26 protein-coding genes and 1 pseudogene are annotated in these 19162 nt (G+C 36.4%); 25 read left to right on the top strand and 2 right to left on the bottom strand.

The window, feature by feature from the left end:
• Positions 1 to 34: 34 nt before the first annotated feature.
• From JTI58_RS24420 to JTI58_RS24380, 9 genes and pseudogenes are all read left to right on the top strand, one after another.
• Positions 35 to 511 carry a hypothetical protein gene (locus JTI58_RS24420; RefSeq protein WP_205444280.1) on the top strand — a complete coding sequence of 159 codons (477 nt, stop codon included), beginning with the start codon at positions 35 to 37 and terminating at the stop codon, positions 509 to 511.
• Positions 512 to 657: 146 nt separating this feature from the next.
• On the top strand, positions 658 to 1146 hold the full coding sequence (locus JTI58_RS24415; protein WP_205444278.1) for a CDI toxin immunity protein: 489 nt from the start codon (positions 658 to 660) through the stop codon (positions 1144 to 1146).
• A 256-nt stretch (positions 1147 to 1402) separates the two neighbouring features.
• Positions 1403 to 2329 (top strand): alpha/beta hydrolase fold domain-containing protein, encoded by a 927-nt coding sequence (locus JTI58_RS24410; protein WP_205444277.1) that lies wholly within the window; start codon positions 1403 to 1405, stop codon positions 2327 to 2329.
• 165 nt (positions 2330 to 2494) lie between these two features.
• Positions 2495 to 2701, top strand: coding sequence for a helix-turn-helix transcriptional regulator (locus JTI58_RS24405; RefSeq protein ID WP_205444275.1), 207 nt, complete (start codon positions 2495 to 2497; stop codon positions 2699 to 2701).
• Positions 2701 to 3183, top strand: a complete 483-nt coding sequence (locus JTI58_RS24400; protein WP_205444274.1) for a hypothetical protein — start codon at positions 2701 to 2703, stop codon at positions 3181 to 3183. Before JTI58_RS24405 ends, JTI58_RS24400 begins: the two co-directional genes overlap by 1 nt.
• A gap of 174 nt (positions 3184 to 3357) precedes the next feature.
• Positions 3358 to 3798, top strand: coding sequence for a LytTR family DNA-binding domain-containing protein (locus JTI58_RS24395; RefSeq protein WP_205444273.1), 441 nt, complete (start codon positions 3358 to 3360; stop codon positions 3796 to 3798).
• A 10-nt stretch (positions 3799 to 3808) separates the two neighbouring features.
• Entirely contained in the window at positions 3809 to 4276 is a 468-nt protein-coding gene (locus JTI58_RS24390) for a DUF3021 domain-containing protein (protein ID WP_205444272.1), read from the top strand.
• A pseudogene (locus tag JTI58_RS24385) lies at positions 4266 to 4991 on the top strand (ABC transporter ATP-binding protein). The gene JTI58_RS24390 and the pseudogene JTI58_RS24385 overlap by 11 nt, the downstream one beginning before the upstream one ends.
• On the top strand, positions 4988 to 5725 hold the full coding sequence (locus JTI58_RS24380; RefSeq protein ID WP_205444271.1) for an ABC transporter permease: 738 nt from the start codon (positions 4988 to 4990) through the stop codon (positions 5723 to 5725). The pseudogene JTI58_RS24385 and the gene JTI58_RS24380 overlap by 4 nt, the downstream one beginning before the upstream one ends.
• Before the next feature lie 42 nt (positions 5726 to 5767).
• Here the strand turns inward: JTI58_RS24380 and JTI58_RS24375 are convergent, their stop codons facing one another.
• Positions 5768 to 6739 (bottom strand): DUF1385 domain-containing protein, encoded by a 972-nt coding sequence (locus JTI58_RS24375; RefSeq protein ID WP_205444270.1) that lies wholly within the window; start codon positions 6737 to 6739, stop codon positions 5768 to 5770.
• A gap of 107 nt (positions 6740 to 6846) precedes the next feature.
• Here JTI58_RS24375 and JTI58_RS24370 point away from each other — a divergent pair, with 107 nt between their 5' ends.
• From JTI58_RS24370 to JTI58_RS24295, 16 genes are all read left to right on the top strand, one after another.
• Entirely contained in the window at positions 6847 to 7275 is a 429-nt protein-coding gene (locus JTI58_RS24370; RefSeq protein ID WP_205444269.1) for a hypothetical protein, read from the top strand.
• 122 nt (positions 7276 to 7397) lie between these two features.
• Entirely contained in the window at positions 7398 to 7832 is a 435-nt protein-coding gene (gene aroQ / locus JTI58_RS24365; RefSeq protein WP_205444268.1) for a type II 3-dehydroquinate dehydratase, read from the top strand.
• Positions 7833 to 7834: 2 nt separating this feature from the next.
• Positions 7835 to 8896 carry a M24 family metallopeptidase gene (locus JTI58_RS24360; RefSeq protein WP_205444266.1) on the top strand — a complete coding sequence of 354 codons (1062 nt, stop codon included), beginning with the start codon at positions 7835 to 7837 and terminating at the stop codon, positions 8894 to 8896.
• 17 nt (positions 8897 to 8913) lie between these two features.
• On the top strand, positions 8914 to 9471 hold the full coding sequence (gene efp / locus JTI58_RS24355; RefSeq protein ID WP_008179859.1) for an elongation factor P: 558 nt from the start codon (positions 8914 to 8916) through the stop codon (positions 9469 to 9471).
• A gap of 205 nt (positions 9472 to 9676) precedes the next feature.
• A complete protein-coding gene (locus JTI58_RS24350) occupies positions 9677 to 10684 on the top strand; it encodes an NAD(P)H-dependent flavin oxidoreductase (RefSeq protein ID WP_205444265.1) in 1008 nt (335 codons plus the stop codon).
• An 88-nt stretch (positions 10685 to 10772) separates the two neighbouring features.
• Positions 10773 to 10982, top strand: coding sequence for a hypothetical protein (locus tag JTI58_RS24345; protein ID WP_012295089.1), 210 nt, complete (start codon positions 10773 to 10775; stop codon positions 10980 to 10982).
• A gap of 5 nt (positions 10983 to 10987) precedes the next feature.
• A complete protein-coding gene (locus tag JTI58_RS24340) occupies positions 10988 to 11365 on the top strand; it encodes a hypothetical protein (protein WP_205444264.1) in 378 nt (125 codons plus the stop codon).
• Positions 11366 to 11377: 12 nt separating this feature from the next.
• On the top strand, positions 11378 to 12289 hold the full coding sequence (locus JTI58_RS24335) for a stage III sporulation protein AE (protein ID WP_205444263.1): 912 nt from the start codon (positions 11378 to 11380) through the stop codon (positions 12287 to 12289).
• 1 nt (position 12290) lies between these two features.
• On the top strand, positions 12291 to 12434 hold the full coding sequence (locus JTI58_RS24330; RefSeq protein WP_004231124.1) for a hypothetical protein: 144 nt from the start codon (positions 12291 to 12293) through the stop codon (positions 12432 to 12434).
• A 62-nt stretch (positions 12435 to 12496) separates the two neighbouring features.
• A complete protein-coding gene (locus tag JTI58_RS24325; RefSeq protein WP_205444262.1) occupies positions 12497 to 12916 on the top strand; it encodes a hypothetical protein in 420 nt (139 codons plus the stop codon).
• Positions 12917 to 13471 (top strand): SpoIIIAH-like family protein, encoded by a 555-nt coding sequence (locus JTI58_RS24320; protein WP_205444261.1) that lies wholly within the window; start codon positions 12917 to 12919, stop codon positions 13469 to 13471.
• 200 nt (positions 13472 to 13671) lie between these two features.
• Positions 13672 to 14175, top strand: coding sequence for an acetyl-CoA carboxylase biotin carboxyl carrier protein (gene accB / locus JTI58_RS24315; RefSeq protein ID WP_205444260.1), 504 nt, complete (start codon positions 13672 to 13674; stop codon positions 14173 to 14175).
• A 14-nt stretch (positions 14176 to 14189) separates the two neighbouring features.
• On the top strand, positions 14190 to 15557 hold the full coding sequence (gene accC, locus JTI58_RS24310; RefSeq protein ID WP_205444259.1) for an acetyl-CoA carboxylase biotin carboxylase subunit: 1368 nt from the start codon (positions 14190 to 14192) through the stop codon (positions 15555 to 15557).
• A gap of 825 nt (positions 15558 to 16382) precedes the next feature.
• Positions 16383 to 16922: a hypothetical protein gene (locus tag JTI58_RS24305; protein ID WP_205444258.1), complete on the top strand. Its 540-nt coding sequence runs from the start codon at positions 16383 to 16385 to the stop codon at positions 16920 to 16922.
• 213 nt (positions 16923 to 17135) lie between these two features.
• On the top strand, positions 17136 to 17270 hold the full coding sequence (locus tag JTI58_RS25125; RefSeq protein ID WP_279381297.1) for a nucleoside triphosphate pyrophosphohydrolase family protein: 135 nt from the start codon (positions 17136 to 17138) through the stop codon (positions 17268 to 17270).
• Positions 17271 to 17381: 111 nt separating this feature from the next.
• On the top strand, positions 17382 to 17792 hold the full coding sequence (locus tag JTI58_RS24295; protein ID WP_205444257.1) for an Asp23/Gls24 family envelope stress response protein: 411 nt from the start codon (positions 17382 to 17384) through the stop codon (positions 17790 to 17792).
• A 94-nt stretch (positions 17793 to 17886) separates the two neighbouring features.
• On the opposite strand, the gene JTI58_RS24290 is transcribed toward JTI58_RS24295, so the two are convergent.
• Positions 17887 to 19056: an MFS transporter gene (locus tag JTI58_RS24290; protein ID WP_205444255.1), complete on the bottom strand. Its 1170-nt coding sequence runs from the start codon at positions 19054 to 19056 to the stop codon at positions 17887 to 17889.
• Positions 19057 to 19162 lie beyond the last annotated feature (106 nt).

Below are 19162 nucleotides of genomic sequence, written 5' to 3'. Positions count from 1 at the left end.
AGTTTCATTTATTAAAGCTTAAGGAGACAAACATATGACGTTATATTCCGTACTTGTAGCGAACAGTTCTTTACAAACAGTTGATTGTACAGGAATTGCTGAGATAACAATAAGGGAAATGAAAAAGTTATATCCCATTACAGAGAGTACACCAACACAGCCGTGGCATTTGATGGATGATGATGCACGAGTTTTACATGCAGCAGATGCATCGGCTTTTGGGAATTTGAATATATTTGAATGGGATAATCCACCATATGATTTAGGGGTTTATAATGAAAAACCTTTTGTATACGGCATTGAGGGAAATTGGGGTCCTCAATTTTTAGAGGATTTTTTAAGTTATTTGAAGGAACATATTAAACCAGAGCAAGGCGCTGAATTAATAAGGTTTTGGGCAGGGGATTGTGACAAAAAACTAAAAAGTCGTCGTCTCACGATGGAAGACGTTGAATTGCATCACCTTGAAAGCTTAAAGAACGAGGAATACATACGTGTCGTTTTTGTATAGCTATCTCTGAATGATGAAACGACACATCAAATGATTACGTTCTTTTATCTAAACTGACATCTACTACTGTCGGTGTTATTATCTTAACGATAGGTGACTTAAAAGAATTGGATATATGACTCAAATAAATAGTTAGGATGAATATAGTGAAGAATAAAAAAGAACGTTTAAAAATGTTGCTAGATAAGCAAAAGCAAAAAGCAATAGATGAAGAGGAAAAAAGAGAATATGAAACTGTTTTAGAGGAAGTTCAAGCGTTGTTTCCAAATTTAGAAGATGAGGTAGAAATTTTATCAAAAGAAGAATCTAATAAAATCATAGATGAATTATTTGCAGAATTTCCGTTTCATGCTTATGGAATTGATTGGACACTTGTGTTTTATAAAACGATATTTTCTAACTTTATTGACTATGAAAGCGCATTAGCAGAGCTAGTCATTAAAAATCATAAGATACATAACGATATAGGCTATATTATTGATCTTCGCTATCAACATGTTATGAAGACAAAATTAATTAGCATCCTACACAGAGTTGAAGAAGTTAGAAAGTGGGATAGGTATATTTATTCGCCTCAAATTAAACTAGTTATTGAATTCTCCTCCAATGATATAGCAGTAGGTTGGAAGGAATAGATACTCAATAGAAAGCTGTCATTTTGATTTAAAATGCAGCTTTTTATATAAATTATAATCAATCCTATTCATATTTGGGCATTACAACAGGGAGGTCTTTTTATTTTTATGATAGATTTTGGGAGGAGTATTCTTCAAAATGTAGAATTAAATTAAAGTTTGATACCTTTGATACTCAGTTTTAGCGGTATGAATCATAACTTTATTAATCATTACATGTTAGGAAACAGAATGAACAATAAAAGGAGAGAAAAACATGAGTATAGAAATTTTTAACGGAGAACGATCTGTAGAGAGTGTTCAATTTGAAAAATTGTTATTTTCACAAAGTAATAAAAAGAGCTTTTCTAGTATTGAAAATACTCAACAGTTTATTAAACAAAGAGGAACAGAAAATATTCACCCTTATGTGATTGGGGAGGATGTCAATCTTGTAAGCGATTTGAAGGAGCAAACTTTCGAGGATATGCAGGTTTTCATTTTAAATGACCAAAAGTCTTCGTCACAAAAGGTGATTCTTTATATACATGGTGGCGCTTGGACGAATCAACCTTTAAATTTACACTGGTTGTTCATGGATAAAATGGCACAATCATTAAATGCAAAAGTTATTGCGCCTATTTATCCGAAAGTACCTCATTTTAACTATCAAGATACGTACCCAAAAATGCTTAACTTCTATAAAGAGATTCTAGAATCTGTTGAAAGCTCCAATCAATTAACCATTATAGGGGATTCAGCAGGCGGAAATATAGCACTTGGTTTGATTCAGCTTTTGAAGCGGGACCATTTGCCTCAACCGCAAGATATTATCTTATTGTCGGCATGCGTTGATATAAGTTTAGAAAATCCTCTTATACATGACTATGAAGAAAACGACCCTATGTTAGCTAGTGAAGGAATGGAAGTTATTACTAAAATATGGGCAGCTGATAAAGATTTAAAGGATCCAATGATTAGTCCAATTTATGGTGATTTTCAAGGAACTAGCAAGATTACTCATTTTATTGGAACACACGAAAGCTTATATCCAGATGCAATCCAATTTGATGAACAACTAACAGAACAAGGCGTTGCGATCACTACCTTTGTTTATCCTAAGATGAATCATGTGTTTGTTGTGATGCCGATTCCTGAAGCAATAGATGCTCAACAGAAAATTATAAATATCCTAAGTAAATAATTCACAGAAAACGTGTTTTGACCAATTCAAAACACGTTTTTCTATGTACTTTTTTAACAAGGTTTATTTAAAATTGTAAAGTGAACTTGACATCCTAAATAATGTAAAGTAAACTTTACTTATAAATAAATGTACAGTTTACTTTACATTTAATGAGGAGGCATTATGAAAAACAGAATTCGTGAATTGCGGAAATCGAAGAAGATTACGCAGGAGGATTTGTCAAAATTAGTTGGTGTCTCAAGACAATCAATCATTGCAATTGAATCGGGAAAATTTAATCCATCACTAGAGCTTGCCTACAATATTTCAAAAGCGTTCAACTGCACGATTGAGGAAGTATTTATTTTCGAAGAGGAGGGAATGGCATAATGGAATTTTCTATCGGGGGTATTTTTGGACTGTATGGTGGGATGATTTGTGGGATTCTTGGTTGGTGGTTCGGAAGGCAAAAAGCGAAGAAAAATAGAGGCTTAGATGAACTATACGACCATATTTGGCAAAAGGCAAAATCTTATTCATGGTATATGACATTAGCAGCAATTTATATTTTCTTTTCATTAATGGTGTTTGGAATTGAATTAAACATTGCCATGGTTTTAGGTATTCTTTTATTAGTACATATAGGGAGTTGGGGGATCATAGGGATCATTTTGACTGTCAACATGTACGGCCCAGTACCATTTAAGTCTTCTTATGTGAAGATAGGTATAAGCATCAATGTCGCATCCCTTATTATTTTTACTATTATCTCCTTCATAACAAATAATTGGCGGTTTTTATTAATCAGTATCATACCGAATATGGTGGGTATTTTTACAGCCCTTATAGTAAGCAAAAAACAGTCTAAGTAAGCTAAGTTGTACGTTTCACCCCTTTGGATAGTCCTATCTAGAGGGGTGTTTTTTATCGTTCAAAAAAATCTTTTAGATTGACCACTTATTCCTTGATAACGACCAGTTGTCGAAAGTTCATTTACAACGTGTATGGAAAAATTTATAGTGAGGCGTAGAAAGGACAGTGATCATATGAAGGTGGAAATATCGATTGACCCTACATATAAAGAACCCAAAGTAATCATTCTCACAGATAAAATGACGGATGACATTGAGCATCTTATGCAAAGTATTACTGCGGCAGCGGAAAGCACGTTAATCGCTTTCTCTCATAAAGGCGTTGAATTGATCGATAGTAAGGAGATCGTTCGTATTTATACAGAGCAAAAAAAGGTTTTTGTGCAAACCATTAAGGGTGTTTATACGGTACGTTTTCGCCTTTATGAGCTGGAGGAAAAGCTCAACCCTCAAATGTTTATCCGTATTTCAAATGCCGAAATAGTCAATCGCTACATGATCAAGCATATGGACATTAGTAGAACCGGTACAATCGGAGTTGAATTGAAGAATGGCACGAAAACATACGCATCAAGGCGTTATGTAAGCAAAATTAAGAAACATTTAGGGATTTGAGGTGAAAAACATGCGAAAAGAAATTTTAACACGTATTATTGGAGGTTTTGTGATAGGTGTGATACTGGGACAAATTGTGCAATTCTTTGTATCAATGGGCATAGGACAAGGGCAATATGTTTGGGTTGTTCCTGAATTTCGTACTTACTTTACAAATGAAATGAGTGCAATTATTAGCCAAAATCTATTAACAGGGGTCATCGGTATTACCTTTGCACTTGCTGCACTTATTTTTGATATGGCTAGATGGGGCATGTTGAAACAATATTTGGTCCACTTTTTCATAACGGCAATGATTTGGATACCAATTGTAACGCTACTATGGATGCCAAAAACGATGGCTAATGTTGGTTCTCTCGTAGCCAGCTTTCTCGGAACTTATATTGTGACATGGGTTTTACAATATAGATTTTCACAACGTGACATAGAAAAAATTAATGCCATACTTTCCAATCGAGGTGAAGAGCTTGACGATTAACATAAAAGGTTTAACAAAGCGTTATAAGGAGCGCGTAGTCGTTAATCAATTAAATTTACAAATCCATCAAGGTGAACTTTTCGCTCTTTTAGGACAAAATGGGGCTGGCAAAACAACCACAATCAAAATGTTGTGTGGCCTCCTTCCACCTACAGAGGGAGATGCCACAATAGGCGGGAAAAGTATTGTACAAAATACACAGGCTGTTAAACAAATGATCAATATTTCTCCTCAGGAAACGGCTGTTGCACCTAATTTAACGGTATATGAAAATTTACTATTAATTGGCTAAATTTATGGCTACGAAAAAGCACAGGCACAACAACAAGTACAAACACAATTAGAATTATTCGGACTGACGCCACGTCAGCATGACAAAGCTAAGACACTATCTGGTGGCTACCAGCGCCGTTTAAGTGTAGCGATGGCCTTGATGTCAAATCCCAAAGTATTGTTCCTTGATGAACCGACTTTAGGGATGGATATACGGGCAAGGAATGATGTATGGAACATATTGAAGCACTTAAAAGGATATGTCACGATTATTTTGACTTCACATTATTTAGAAGAAGTAGAGGCTTTGGCTGATCGTGTAGGCATTATGCATCATGGACAATTATGTGCACTAGGTACGATACAACAACTGATCAGTGAAACGGGCAAGCAATCTTTAGAAGAAGTATTCTTGGAAAAAACGGAGGAGGTGTTCTTGTGAGGGTGGCCGTATTTGCAACAAGGACTCATAAAGAGATTGTCCGTGATCCAGTCACTTTATTATTTGGTATGGGCTTACCAATCCTTTTGTTAGCATTGTTTTCTGTTATGCAAAAAAATATGCCATTTGCTTTATATGAAATGAATAGTCTAACACCAGGTATCATTGTATTTAGTTTTTCTTTTCTCACATTGTTTTCAGGAATGTTACTGGGAAAAGATAAAAGCTCATCCTTTTTAATGCGAATTTTCGTTTCTCCTATGTCTGCTGCTGATTACATTTTAGGTTATATGCTACCTTTAATACCAATAGCTCTGCTACAAATCATTGTCTGTTTAGTTACCGCCCTGTTTTTAGGGTTGTCGTTTAATAAGTCCATTCTCTTCATGATCCTTGTACTTCTGATTATCTCACCACTCTATATTAGTTTTGGTTTATTGTTTGGGACATTATTTACAGATAAACAGGTAGGAGGAATTTTTGCCATCTTTGTTAATATCACAACTTGGTTAAGTGGAACATGGTTCGAATTAGATATGATTGGTGGAACATTTCAAACGATTGCGCAGTATTTACCTTTCGTTCATGCAGTCAATGCAGCGAAGGCTATTTTACATGCAGAGTATACTAATATGTTTCATTCACTCATCGTTGTCATCGGTTATACAGTAATTATTACGATTCTCGCTATTTTTATATTTAAGCAGAAAATGCAAGGCAATGGTTCAAAATGAAAAAAGGCAGCTCCAACGTTCATGTTGGGCTGCCTTTTTTTGTTAATCATGATTTAATGTCGCAGCAATTTCAGGTTGCTGCTCTACTTGGCGTAGCATATTAAAGGAAGCAATCGCTACTTCCACTTGATCGTCCTTTGGCTCACGAGTTGTTAGTAATTGAAGCCATAAGCCAGGGTAGCCAAGGAAGCGTAACACTGGAATATTACGGCAAGCATTTGTCGCTTGTAAGACTTCAAATGAGATACCAAGAACAACAGGAATTAATAGAATACGATCTAAAATACGAAGCCACAGTGGATCTGTAGGCACAAAGAAATATAAAAACATACCGACAAACACTGTGAATAGAATAAAGCTACTGCCGCAACGATAGTGCAGACGTGATTGAGCTTGGACGTTTTTTACGGTAATGTCCAAACCTGCTTCATAGCAGTTAATGACTTTATGCTCAGCACCGTGATACTGAAATACCCGTTTAATCAGAGGTGTCAACGAGATAAAGTATAAATAGGTAAGTAGTAAAAGGAGCTTAATGCCACTTTCTAGTAAAATCTGTCCCGTTTTTCCTTCAATCCATTTTGAGAAAAAATCAGCTATAAAAACAGGAATTAATGTAAAGGCAAATTTTCCAAATAAAAAGGAAAGAATACCTACTACAGCAACGCCAAGTATCATTTGAAGTTTAGAGCCTTCTTCTTTATGATCTTCCTCTTCGCCAGGTACTACATCATAACGATCCCCAGCAAATTGCATATGACGAGAACCTAAGCCAGCGGATTCAATCAGCGCAACAACGCCTCGTACAAATGGAATTTTCTTCAGCTTTTGTAACATCGGTTTTTGTACTTTTTTGAAATGATAATAATCAATGGAATCATCGTTACGACGAATGGCTGTAACAGTATGTTCCTTTCCTCCGAACATCACACCCTCTAATTGTGCTTGTCCCCCGTATACAGGTGAATTGCTCAAGGCTAACACCACTCTCTTTATATATTTCAACTGTACCATTGTACTAAATTTAGTGAAAAACCTCTACCTTTACGCATAGTAAATTTTCTATATGGCTACACTAATCGTACATTTTAGGAAATGATTAGTGTGCATAAAGGAGGTATATGGTGAAGGTAGCGACGATTACAGCACTTGTCAACGCGCTTGTTTTAGCGCTGTGCTTAAAGGGTTTACATTATTTCCATCTCATTAAATGGCATCCGATTGGGTTTTATAAGAAATGGAATTGGTTTGAAGAAAGCTCCAAATTATTTCAGTGGACCTTTTTTATTTTTCTTCTATTTATTATTGGCTTATTTTTATACATGACAATGCGCTATGTATATATCATCCCAGCTGTCTTTTCTTCCCTTTTACTAGGTCTTTTGGTGACCATCACATTAGAATGGATGGCTTTAGATTTACCATTACAACTTACGTCTTTTAAAAAACTGTCGATTCCATTTATGGTGACCGTCATTTGTTTATTACGTTTCTTGCTGGAAACCGCCAATTTCCATCAGAAGGAACATACGACACAAAAACAAAGTTAGTGGGGCAAAATATCCCCTTCGTTTGAGGGGGTATTTATGGAACCACTAGTTGAAATTAGTTGCTGAATGCACGGTGTATGATAAAATAAATGGCAAGTACATAGAAAGAGGCGAATAGAAGCGTGAAGTTATTATGTTTGAATGGACCTAACTTAAATCGACTTGGTAAACGAGAGCCACATATTTATGGACATGAAACATTGGATGATGTTCGAGAAAATGTTCAAAATCTTGCGGCTTCTTTAGGTGCTACAGTTGAATTTCGTCAATCCAATCATGAAGGGGTACTAGTCGATTGGGTGCATGAAGCAGAGGACGAAAACTATGATGGTATTATCTTTAATCCTGGTGCATATACCCATACAAGCATCGCGTTACATGATGCGATTGCAGGTATTTCTGTGCCAGTTATCGAAGTACATATTTCCAATATCCACAAACGTGAGGCTTTCCGACATCATTCCTATCTTGCTCCGGCCTGCCTTGGTCAAATTTGTGGACTAGGTACGAAAGGCTATGAACTGGCACTACGTACATTTATCGAGAGGGAGAATTGATTATGTTGAAATTACAAAAGCTACGTAAAGCACTTCAAGAACAAAGCATCGATGGCATTCTAATTACTAATGGGTACAACCGTCACTATATGACAGGTTTTACAGGGACAGCGGGCGTAGCAATTGTGTCTCAAAATGATGCTGTATTTATTACAGATTTCCGTTATACAGAGCAGGCTGCTGCACAAATTCAGGACTTCCGAATTGTCAAGCATGAAGCGACAATTATTGAAGAAATCGCTACTCAAGTAAACAATATGGGCATCAAATTATTGGGCTTTGAGAAAGATACTGTAAGCTATGGCACATATGAACTGTATAAATCGAACATTCAAGCAGATTTAGTGCCGATTTCTGGGCTAATTGAAAAAATTCGCTTGATTAAGACGGAACAAGAGATTAATATTATTAAGGCTGCGTGTGAAATTGCAGATCACGCATTTACACATATTTTAGGCTTCATCAAGCCTGGTAAAACCGAGCTTGAGGTTTCGAATGAATTAGAATTTTTCATGCGTAAACAAGGAGCAACTCAGTCTTCGTTTGACACAATTGTTGCGTCTGGTCTTCGTTCAGCATTACCACATGGCGTTGCAACGAATAAAGTGATTGAAAAAGGCGACTTTGTTACTTTAGACTTTGGTGCGCTATATAATGGCTATATTTCGGATATCACACGTACTGTGGCTGTTGGAGAACCATCTGAAAAATTAGTAGATATGTACAATGCAGTCCTTGCTTCTCAACTGTTAGCACTTAAAAAAGTGGGCCCTGGCTTAACAGGCATTCAAGCGGACGCGATTGCACGTGACTATTTAAAAGAAAAAGGATATGGCGAAGCATTTGGTCATTCTTTAGGACATGGTATTGGTCTTGAAGTACATGAAGGCCCTGGCTTATCGATGCGTTCTGATACAGTGCTAGAGCCAGGTATGGCCGTGACGATTGAACCAGGTGTTTACTTACCAGGAATCGGTGGTGTCCGTATCGAGGATGATATTTTAATCACAGAGAAGGGTAATGAACTCCTAACACATTCGTCAAAAGAACTCATTATTTTATAAACTTTGGAGGAACACAAATGATTTCAGTAAACGATTTTCGTACAGGTCTAACAATTGTTGTTGATGGCCAATTATATCGCGTGTTAGATTTCCAACACGTTAAACCAGGTAAAGGTGCTGCATTCGTACGTTCTAAATTACGTAACCTACGTAACGGCTCCGTGAATGAAAAAACATTCCGTGCTGGTGAAAAAGTAGAGAAGGCACAAATCGATAACCGTAAAATGCAATACCTATATGCCCAAGGTGACGATCATGTATTCATGGACTTAGAATCATATGAGCAAACTGAACTAGCTTCAGCAGCTATCGAGTATGAACTAAAATTCCTTAAAGAAAACATGGAAGTGCATATTCAATCTTACCAAGGTGAAATGCTAGGTGTTGAATTACCAAACACTGTACAATTAGAAGTAACTGAAACAGAACCAGGAATTAAAGGTGATACAGCTTCAGGCGGTACAAAACCTGCTACTCTTCAAACAGGTCTTATTGTACAAGTACCATTCTTCGTAAACCAAGGTGATGTTCTAATCATTAACACTGAAGAAGGCTCTTACGTTTCTCGTGCATAATGACCAGTAATAGCCAGCCTACTCTTTTGGATGAAAGAGTAGGTTTTTATTTTTTTCTTATACATATCCTGTCAAATCGTTCATTTAATGTGATAATAGATAGAAGCACTATCTAATTTTTATTGAGGAACTAGCAAGTTTCTATCAACAGATAGATGGTCATTACTAGGAGAATTGTTTACAATCATAGTAAGGAGTGAAAGGTATGCTACAAACAACATTTGATTTTCAATATCCAATTATTCAAGCACCAATGGCAGGCGTAACATCCCCTAAATTTGTGGCGGCTTGTGCTGAGGCAGGGCTATTAGGCTCAATTGGTGCGGGTTACTTAGATGGTGAACAAACAAAGCAGTTTATTCAGGAAGTGAAGAAATTAACGACAAAGCCCTTTGCAGTCAATTTATTTGTGCAAGAGGAACCTAAAATTGATGTCGAGGTTTTACAACAAGCACGAATGGCACTGCAACCTTTTTACGATGAATTAGGCTTATCGCCTGTACAGAGTGTAGTATCAAAAGAAGTTTTTGCAGGACAGGTTCAAGCGGTGATTGATGAGAAGGTGGCAATTTGCTCATTTACATTTGGACTGCCATCTCCAGCGATTCTCAAGCAATTAAAAGATCACGGTATCTATACGATTGGCACAGCTACGACAGTAGAAGAAGCTATATTAGTGGAACAGGCAGGAATGGATGCGGTTGTATTACAAGGGGGAGAGGCTGGCGGTCATCGAGGTTCTTTTACTGCTCCTCTGCAATTAATTCCGTTAAACGACTTACTACAACAAGTAGTGGGAAAAGTTACGATTCCTATTATCGCTGCGGGTGGCCTTGTAACCAAAGAGGATATTCAAAAGGCACTTGAGAGTGGGGCACAGGTAGTTCAAATTGGTACCGCTTTACTAGTGGCAGATGAATGCGAAATTTCACCACTCTATAAAAATGCTGTGTTAGCATCGAAAGAACAACAAACGACGATTACGCTTGCATTTACTGGTAAGCCAGCACGAGGTTTAGCGAATGATTTCACAAAACGTATGGAGGATGCGACAGTAGCACCTTATCCTCTACAAAACTATTTAACGACTACCATTCGTAAAGAAAGTGCTGAGCAAGGCAATGCTGAATATTTATCTATGTGGATGGGCGAAAATAGTCATCTCGTTCAGCAAGCAGGCACTGTTAAAAGCATCTTGAAAAAGCTACTCTAAATTTTTTATTGAAGATCTCTATACATCCGTATAGAGGTCTTTTTTTTTGTAGAGCGACATATATTGCTGTACACGAGGGGGCGTAGGAATGGAATTACAAGACGTATTAAGAGTTGCTGGAGTGGGACTAGTCGTTGCGCTTCTTCATGTTTTCTTTGACCAAACAGGGAAGAAGGAATTTTCATTTTTCCTCTTTTTCATTGCCTACTTATATATGACAGCAGAATTACTTCGATTTTTACGTCTATTTTTTAATGAGATTTTAACATTCTTCCAATGGCTTACCTCTTCGGGGTAACGTAAATGGAAATTGTGATCGTCGCTGTTGTCATGCTGCTTTTATTATTGCTGATAAAAGAAGTTATACAGCCACTCCATGCGCTAATCAGTGTGATGTTTTCTTTTTTGCTTTTTGGCATGTTGTTCTCGACACTTTTATTGCCTTTCGCCAAACAACTGTTAGAAACACTTGCGTTTTTACCTTATGCGAAGGCTATTTTAATCAGTGCAAGTATGTTCTATGTCGGGCAATGGGTGGCATTGCTTCTGGCAGAACAGAATTATAAAGTGCTCGGGAACATCGTTTTTGCTGCTGTAAAAATTGTGATTTTGCTGTATTGGTTCAAAGAATTTTTGGCTGTTCTACAGGAGGTGTCGGCCATTTTAAAAAGGCTAAACTAAGGAGCGAAGCCATTGCAGGAGCAAATATTATCGTTTTTAATCGACCCATTCTTTCTCTTGCTCAAGATGACGCTCATGCTTTGCAGTTACGTCATCATTATTTTGATTGTGAACATGGTAATACCAGAATTTGAAAAAGGGACAAGGATACTTTTTTTTCTTATCGTTTTAGCAACAATCGGTCCTGTTGTTGTCAAATCTTTTACATTAATTGATGAAATTGCACAAGGACTAGCCCATCTATTTACGGCATTTTATCCAATTCTTACATCAAGCTTTCTCCTATCCAGTAGTATTACCGCGATTGCTTCCTGGCAACCTTTTTTACTGTTTTTTGTACAAGTCCTCACCATTATCAGTAGTAAGTGGCTTATTCCAGGCGTGCTATTGGCCATTGTCTTTGATGTGTGCAGTGTTATCGTCAAGGAAATATCCTTTACGCGGATAGCTGATTTGATTCGTTTTACGATTATGAGTATCGTGTCTGCGTCTGTCATTTGCTATATTCTGCTGATGACTGCAAGTGGCGTAGCAGCATTTAGTGTCAATGCGGCTGTAGCGGAGCCCGTCAAAAAATTAATTGAAGAAAATATTCCAGTTGTTGGTTCTTTTATTGTGGATAGTTTTTCGATGTTTCAGCATATGACACAATTTACATCTTCCCTTACAAGTATTAGTGCCTTTATCGCCGTCATTACGGTGTCATTTATCCCAACAGTGCAGCTTGTAGTCAGTGCCTATTCATTGAAAATGCTTGCCGCCATTTTAGAACCGATTGCCTTTGATGATATTTGTAGACTACTAGATCAAGTTAGCAAATCGCTATTTACTTTATGTGCTGTATCATTTTTAATTGCTTTTTCATTTATGTTTTCTTGTTTTTTCCTCATTGTGTTCGTACAAGTCATGGCAGGGGGGAGATAGATTGATTCTTTTATTGGCATTGCTCTTTGTCTGTCAGATTTTTGTGTTTCTAACGGATGATAAGGAAATAATTTCACTGACAAAGTTGGTCATCACGTTAGTATTTTTGCAATTGCTATTAAAGATTCCATTTATCAATTCATAGGAAGAAACAAGCGTACATACACTTGAAAAAGAGAAGATGAAAGGAGGCAATGTACAAGTGAAGTGGAAAAGACACGAAAAAAAACAACGTCATTGATGCTTTTAATTTTGATAGCTGCCTCCGTGGGAATATTCATCATTTTACCTATGTATCAAACGAATTCAACAAGCGACAAAGGTTCACCGCTCACGAATGAAGAAAAACTTGAGCAAACACTGAAGGCAATGCAAGGTGTTGGGGAGGTTAAAGTCTACTTTTATTATGGAGAGATGACAGATGATCAGGATGCCAATAAACTATTCAGCCAATATTTTCGAGGGACTGAGCAAGGCGCGAAAAACGTAACAGGAATGCTCGTTGTTTCAGAAGGTGCTTCCGATATCTTTGTAAAAAATGAAATTCGTGCTGTCGTCAGTCAAGTGATGCAATTACCGATTCATCGAATTATTATCGTTCCAATGGAAAATAAGGAGGAAAAGTAAATGCGCGTACGTAGAAGAACAGTTTGGTTTATGACATTATTAAGTTTAGTAGCAGTCATTTCAGTGTATTATTTGGTTGATCCAGCAAAACAATTTAATGGTCTTACTATTTTTACAGATGATACACTGCAACAAACAGCTGTCACAGGTGTTACAGATCAGGAAGCAACAAATGATATCACACAAGAAGTATCTTCACCAAGTCACTTATTCGAAGAAATGCGTATGCAGGTTAGTGATGAGAGAAGCCAACTTCGTGAACAGTTAACACAGAAAATTGCTTCTGAGGAAGCTTCTGCTGAAGAAAAAAATGAGGCATTTAATGAAATGGATGGGCTGATTAAACGTGAATCAGCGGAAGCTATGCTTGAAATGCTCGTTAAATCATTAGGTTATTCGGATGCGTTTGTTCGCGCTGAGGGAGAAAAAGTTTCAGTTACAGTGATGGCAGAGGAGTTGTCAAAAGCACAAGCAAACGAAATTATCTATCTGGTAAAAACAGAGATGGAAGGCGCAAATGATGTGCAAGTAAAGTTCAGTGCAAATAATTATTAAAAAATAGAGAAAAAAATAAATATTTAGTCAATTTACAAAAGGGTGTTATATATCAGCGTAATGAAAAGGCTTTCGCTTAGTAAAGGAAAGCCTTTTATTTTGTTCATATTTACTTAATTTTCATTTAACTATTTCAAATTGATACGAAAAAATATAGAATAGTTATTGTAGTAGATTTTAATTCATAAGGAGAGTTAGAAATGTTCAAAATTCAAGAAATTCGTGAAATCATTAAATTAGTGGATTCATCTTCAATTGACGAGTTTGTGTATGAAGTAGATGGCGCAAAAGTAAAACTTAAAAAGAATAATGTTGTTGTTACAGAAACTGTAGCACCTAAAAAAGAAGTAGTAGCCCCTGTTGTACAACAATCTGCACCAGCAGAAGCTCCAGCAGTAACACCTGCACCAGCTAAAGTGGAAGAAGCTCCAGCTGCAGCTACACCAGCAATTAACGACCCTTCGTTACATAAAATTGTATCTCCGATGGTCGGTACTTTCTATCAAGCACCAAACCCAGATTCACCAGCTTACGTAAAACCAGGTGACAAAGTAGGAAATGAAACAATCGTATGTATCGTAGAAGCAATGAAATTATTCAACGAAATCGAAGCAGAAGTGCAAGGGGAAATCGTTGAAATTCTAGTTAAAGATGGCGACTTAGTAGAGTACGGCCAACCACTATTCCTTGTAAAAGCTGAGTAAGGAGTGCAAAACAAATGAAAAAAGTTTTAATTGCAAACCGCGGCGAAATCGCTGTGCGTATCATTCGTGCTTGTAAAGAGTTAGGCATTCAATCGGTTGCTGTCTACTCTGAAGCAGATGCGGACGCATTACATGTGAAATTAGCAGATGAAGCTTATTGTATCGGACCAAAGCTATCAAAAGATTCTTATCTTAGCTTCCCAGCGCTACTTAGTGTAGCTGAAAAAACAGGTGCAGATGGTATCCACCCAGGATATGGTTTCGTATCGGAAAACGCTGATTTTGCTGAAGCTTGTGAAAACGCTGGCATTAAATTTATCGGTCCATCATCTGATTCTATTAAAATTATGGGCATCAAGGACGTTGCACGTACTACGATGGAAGCGGCAGGTGTTCCCCTTGTTCCAGGTACTGGTATTGTACCAGATATTGAAACAGGTAAAGAATGGGCTGCTAAAATTGGTTACCCTGTCATCATCAAAGCAACTGCTGGTGGTGGCGGTAAAGGGATCCGTGTAGCACGTACAGAAGAAGATCTTGTAAAAGGTATTGAAATTACGCAAAAAGAGGCTGCTGCAGCATTCGGTAACCCAGGCGTATATTTAGAGAAATTCATCGAGTACTTCCGTCACTGTGAAATCCAGGTTTTAGCAGATGGCTACGGTAACGTGGTGCATTTAGGCGAACGTGACTGTACGGTTCAACGTCGTATGCAGAAGTTAGTAGAGGAAGCTCCATCTCCAGCTTTATCTTCTGAGCGTCGTGCTGAAATGGGTGCGGCTGCAGTCAAAGCGGCACAAGCATGTGACTATGAAGGCGCTGGTACAATCGAGTTTATCTATGATTATCGAGAGGACAAGTTCTACTTCATGGAAATGAATACTCGTATTCAGGTTGAGCATCCAGTAACAGAAATGATTTCTGGTGTAGATCTTGTACAACAACAATTAAAAATTGCATCTGGTGAGAAGCTTCCGTTCACTCAAGATGATATAAAATTAAATGGATGGGCTATTGAATGCCGTATTAACGCAGAAAATGCCTACAAAAACTTCATGCCATCAGCAGGAACTGTTGATACGTATATAACGCCAGGTGGCTACGGTGTACGTATTGATTCTGCTGTCTATGCGGGCTATACAATCCCACCATATTACGATTCAATGGTAGCGAAACTAATTGTTCATGCGGATACACGTGAAGAAGCGATTGCAAAAATGAACCGCGCCCTAAGTGAATTCGAAGTATCTGGTCCTGGAATCAATACAACAATTCCATTCCACCAAGCATTGATGAACAATGACGTGTTTAAATCAGCACAATTCAATACGAAGTTCCTTGAAGAGAATGATGTTTTGGGTGTAGCAGAAAAAGTGAAGTAAGCGTTCGCAATTTTAAACCTTCTAACTGTTAGTAGTTAGGAGGTTTTTTATAAACTTTAAAAGGACAAAGGAAAGAAATAATTTATTTGATATATAATTTATACAGAATACGGTATTGAAAACTGTTATTTCCTATCTATTGTTTAATTAAGTATCTTGACTGTGGAAGAATGAAAACAAATGAATATATCGACTTATAGTTGTTTAATGTTTAAAAGAAGCGATATGCAATTTATATTGGTGCAAGCATGATTTAAAAGGTTTTTTTATGAATTGTATTTCAAAAAACGAACAGATTCAAAGAGGAAGGTTGCTTCTGATGTTGTAGATAGTTTATTAGAAGTTAGAGAAAAGAATTTAGGAGATATTCGTAGACTATTAAATGAAATATCTAAAATGAATAAAAAATGCAAATATTACATATTGAAAATTTAGTCTTTAGAAGCACAAAAAGGAATTTTATATCTACATAAAATTTTCAAAGTGTAGCAATAGAATGTGCAAAAATTCATGGTATTCGTTAGTCCAATTAACAGAAGCAGACATTAATTACGAAATACGTGATAGAATAAATGTAATTATGGCACAAGGAAGAATCCCATTTTTATTTTGGCAAACCATATTTAGGAGTAATAATTGTCAAGGGGATGTAGGTACTACCTGTTCTTATCTGAGTAGAAGTAAATCATCATTAGAAGAATTTTTAAAAATCTAAACTAAAGAGGATTCTAATTTAATGATGAAGTATCATTTCTATATTTATAAAAAGACTGTGATGAAATAGGTTGAAAACTGAAGGATACCTATATAAAAAGGAGAATCAAAATGGGAAATATCTTTGATGGATTTACAGTTTTAATTAAACTTAAACAAAGTGATAATTTTTATTCACACATTAAAGGGAACTATTCTAAGGAAACAGACTATACAGCAAAGGACGTTTATTTTGGAACAAATTTATTTAATAATATTAATTTAGATATTCAAAATAAGATTATTACAGAAGAACCCGAATTATATATTATAGTTAATCCTGAAGGAAATGAGAACTCCTATTTTCCGACAGAATTTTATAAAGCCGAACATATAAAAAATATAATTTTTAGAAATAAATCACCAAAACTTTTTGAGGAAGCGATACAAAAACTTCCTGACTATTATAGAAAAGAAATGAAAGTTGATGAAGGAAGCATATATAATAATATTATAAAACTAGAGAATGTTAAAGTAATTCAAGAACTTGAATTTTTTAAATCATTATCTAATAAAAAATATTTAAATAAAAATGATAAGCTGTTTACTGAAGAAAAAATTAATGATTTTTTAACTAAACATGCTAATTTAGTTTATCTTATCAATTCTTGAAATTTATTTAAATTATATTGAGAAAAGTTTATTATAGAAATATTTTTATCAAAGAAATAAATAATCTATCAAACTTTTTTCATAATTTATAAAACTCATTGTTAAATTTTAAGGTCACTTCTAATAGTCTTTAGACTTTCTTTATGAAATTGGTTTATTTTAATTTAAATTTCTGCTCTTTCTTGTAGAGGAAAGTGATGTAGTATTAGATATATGGAACTCATTCATACGGCTATCAGTATGTTAGGAGTAAGTTTTGAGGAGCTAGAAGCGACGCGTGAGCACAAGAGAGAAATTCGTGGTGGATTTGATAAAAGAATTTATTTAATAGATGTAGAAGATCAATAAAGCCCATTTTAAATTAAAACGGCTTTCGACAGCCAAACCTTCCTTTTTATAGTATAATAAATGTAAGTACAGCACTTGTTTGTGATGTGTAAGGGAAAGGATGATATTTGTATGGCAGAGAAAGTAGGACAATCTTTCGTACAACCAACACCTTCTGGGAAAGAAGAGCTTGGAAAAATTGAGGTAGCGGCAGAGGTGATCGAAGTTGTGGCTGGGATTGCTGTAAATGAGGTTGAAGGCATTGCTGCAACTCGTGGAAATATTGCGACGGGTGTCGTGGAACGTTTCGGTAAAAAGGTACACAATAAAGGCATTAAATCAGGTGTAACGGAAACTGGTGAAATTGCCATTGATGTATTTTGCTCTGTGAAATATGGATATGCCATTCCTAAGGTAGCAAAAGAAGTTCAAACGCAAATCCGTCAGGCTATTTTTAATATGACAGCACTAGAAACAGCAGAAGTGAATGTGCATATTACAGGTATTCACTTTGAAAAAGAAGAAGCAGTAGTACATGAATAAAAAGAAAAGGATTGCCCGACGATGATTCGTTCATCAAGGGCAGTCCTTTTTATATGGATTTCTCTAGGGTTCATGTGGATGTGTATCGCTATTTTTATAATTCTATATGCTTTGGCTTTCTCCAGAATAACGCAAGAATGACGCCAAGCACCAAGACGATTGTGGCAAAGTAGTATGGATAGTTCAGGTTGATATCGAACAATATACCACCTAGAATAGGACCGAAAATATTACCAAGACTTGTAAACATAGAGTTCATCCCACCAACAAATCCTTGTTCATTTCCAGCGATTTTTGATAAATATGAAGTAACAGCAGGGCGAATTAAATCGAAGCCTACGAAAATAAAGAATGTAACAAATAAAATGGCAAAATAATGACTCACGATCGTCATGGCGAATGTTAATACTGCTGAAAGGATTAACGAATAACGAATAACATTAATCTCGCCCATTTTCTTTGTCAGCCAATCAAATAGTATTAATTGAGCTAGGGCACCGACAATACCACTTCCTGTAATAATAATAGCAATATCAGATGGTGTAAACGCAAATTTGTGATCAACGAATAAGCTAAACAACGATTCAAATGCAGCGAGGCCAAATGACAACACGAAAATAAGGATGAATGGAATGAAGTAGAGCGGGCTAAACACTCGCTTGACACTCCCTAACATGGATGGTGCTGCTTCTTCATTGTCTGTAGCACGTGACGGCTCTTTTAAAAACATGAATGACAGGATAGCTGCGAACAGACCAAGTACCCCCGCTGCATAAAATGGGACACGTGTACCAATTTCAGCTAAAAATCCACCGATCCCAGGACCGATAATAAAACCTGTGCTAATGGCTGCACTCATATAGCCAAGTGCTTTAGGGCGCTGTGCTAATGTCGTAATATCTGCTATATAAGCGGTTACGGCGGGCATAATGAAAGCTGCACTTACGCCACCTAGCATACGGGAGACAAAGAGGATTTCAACAGAACGACCGAATCCAAATAAAAACTCAGAAAGTCCAAAAATAAAAAGACCTGCAACAATCATAACTTTGCGGCCAATAGTATCAACAAGCTTACCTGCAATTGGTGATGCGATTAGTTGTGTAATGGCAAAGGCTGCCACCATATAACCAACAACAGAGCCAGAAATATGTAGCTCATTCATGATGGTTGGTAAAACAGGGATGACTAAACCAATCCCTAAAAAGGCAATGAAAAGATTAGATAATAAAATAGCTAAGGTTATATTTTGCTTCTTGCTCATAAACTTCTCCTTCTAATTGTTCGCGATACATGTTTTCAATCTACTAGAATATTTCCATGTAATACGATAAACCCTATAGTAACTATAGGGTCAAAAGATTTGTTTT

This window comes from Lysinibacillus fusiformis (assembly GCF_016925635.1).
GTDB lineage: Bacteria > Bacillota > Bacilli > Bacillales_A > Planococcaceae > Lysinibacillus > Lysinibacillus fusiformis_F.
This window is presented reverse-complemented; position numbering and strand designations above follow the sequence as displayed.

What these genes read in the sequence shown, in the direction of transcription:
- JTI58_RS24420 (WP_205444280.1), top strand. Translation starts at nt 35, where the DNA reads ATGACGTTATATTCCGTACTTGTAGCGAACAGTTCTTTACAAACAGTT.
- JTI58_RS24410 (WP_205444277.1), top strand. Translation starts at nt 1,403, where the DNA reads ATGAGTATAGAAATTTTTAACGGAGAACGATCTGTAGAGAGTGTTCAA.
- JTI58_RS24405 (WP_205444275.1), top strand. Translation starts at nt 2,495, where the DNA reads ATGAAAAACAGAATTCGTGAATTGCGGAAATCGAAGAAGATTACGCAG.
- JTI58_RS24400 (WP_205444274.1), top strand. Translation starts at nt 2,701, where the DNA reads ATGGAATTTTCTATCGGGGGTATTTTTGGACTGTATGGTGGGATGATT.
- JTI58_RS24395 (WP_205444273.1), top strand. Translation starts at nt 3,358, where the DNA reads ATGAAGGTGGAAATATCGATTGACCCTACATATAAAGAACCCAAAGTA.
- JTI58_RS24390 (WP_205444272.1), top strand. Translation starts at nt 3,809, where the DNA reads ATGCGAAAAGAAATTTTAACACGTATTATTGGAGGTTTTGTGATAGGT.
- JTI58_RS24375 (WP_205444270.1), bottom strand. Translation starts at nt 6,739, where the DNA reads ATGGTACAGTTGAAATATATAAAGAGAGTGGTGTTAGCCTTGAGCAAT.
- JTI58_RS24370 (WP_205444269.1), top strand. Translation starts at nt 6,847, where the DNA reads ATGGTGAAGGTAGCGACGATTACAGCACTTGTCAACGCGCTTGTTTTA.
- JTI58_RS24360 (WP_205444266.1), top strand. Translation starts at nt 7,835, where the DNA reads ATGTTGAAATTACAAAAGCTACGTAAAGCACTTCAAGAACAAAGCATC.
- efp (WP_008179859.1), top strand. Translation starts at nt 8,914, where the DNA reads ATGATTTCAGTAAACGATTTTCGTACAGGTCTAACAATTGTTGTTGAT.
- JTI58_RS24350 (WP_205444265.1), top strand. Translation starts at nt 9,677, where the DNA reads ATGCTACAAACAACATTTGATTTTCAATATCCAATTATTCAAGCACCA.
- JTI58_RS24345 (WP_012295089.1), top strand. Translation starts at nt 10,773, where the DNA reads ATGGAATTACAAGACGTATTAAGAGTTGCTGGAGTGGGACTAGTCGTT.
- JTI58_RS24340 (WP_205444264.1), top strand. Translation starts at nt 10,988, where the DNA reads ATGGAAATTGTGATCGTCGCTGTTGTCATGCTGCTTTTATTATTGCTG.
- JTI58_RS24320 (WP_205444261.1), top strand. Translation starts at nt 12,917, where the DNA reads ATGCGCGTACGTAGAAGAACAGTTTGGTTTATGACATTATTAAGTTTA.
- accB (WP_205444260.1), top strand. Translation starts at nt 13,672, where the DNA reads ATGTTCAAAATTCAAGAAATTCGTGAAATCATTAAATTAGTGGATTCA.
- accC (WP_205444259.1), top strand. Translation starts at nt 14,190, where the DNA reads ATGAAAAAAGTTTTAATTGCAAACCGCGGCGAAATCGCTGTGCGTATC.
- JTI58_RS24305 (WP_205444258.1), top strand. Translation starts at nt 16,383, where the DNA reads ATGGGAAATATCTTTGATGGATTTACAGTTTTAATTAAACTTAAACAA.
- JTI58_RS25125 (WP_279381297.1), top strand. Translation starts at nt 17,136, where the DNA reads ATGGAACTCATTCATACGGCTATCAGTATGTTAGGAGTAAGTTTTGAG.
- JTI58_RS24295 (WP_205444257.1), top strand. Translation starts at nt 17,382, where the DNA reads ATGGCAGAGAAAGTAGGACAATCTTTCGTACAACCAACACCTTCTGGG.
- JTI58_RS24290 (WP_205444255.1), bottom strand. Translation starts at nt 19,056, where the DNA reads ATGAGCAAGAAGCAAAATATAACCTTAGCTATTTTATTATCTAATCTT.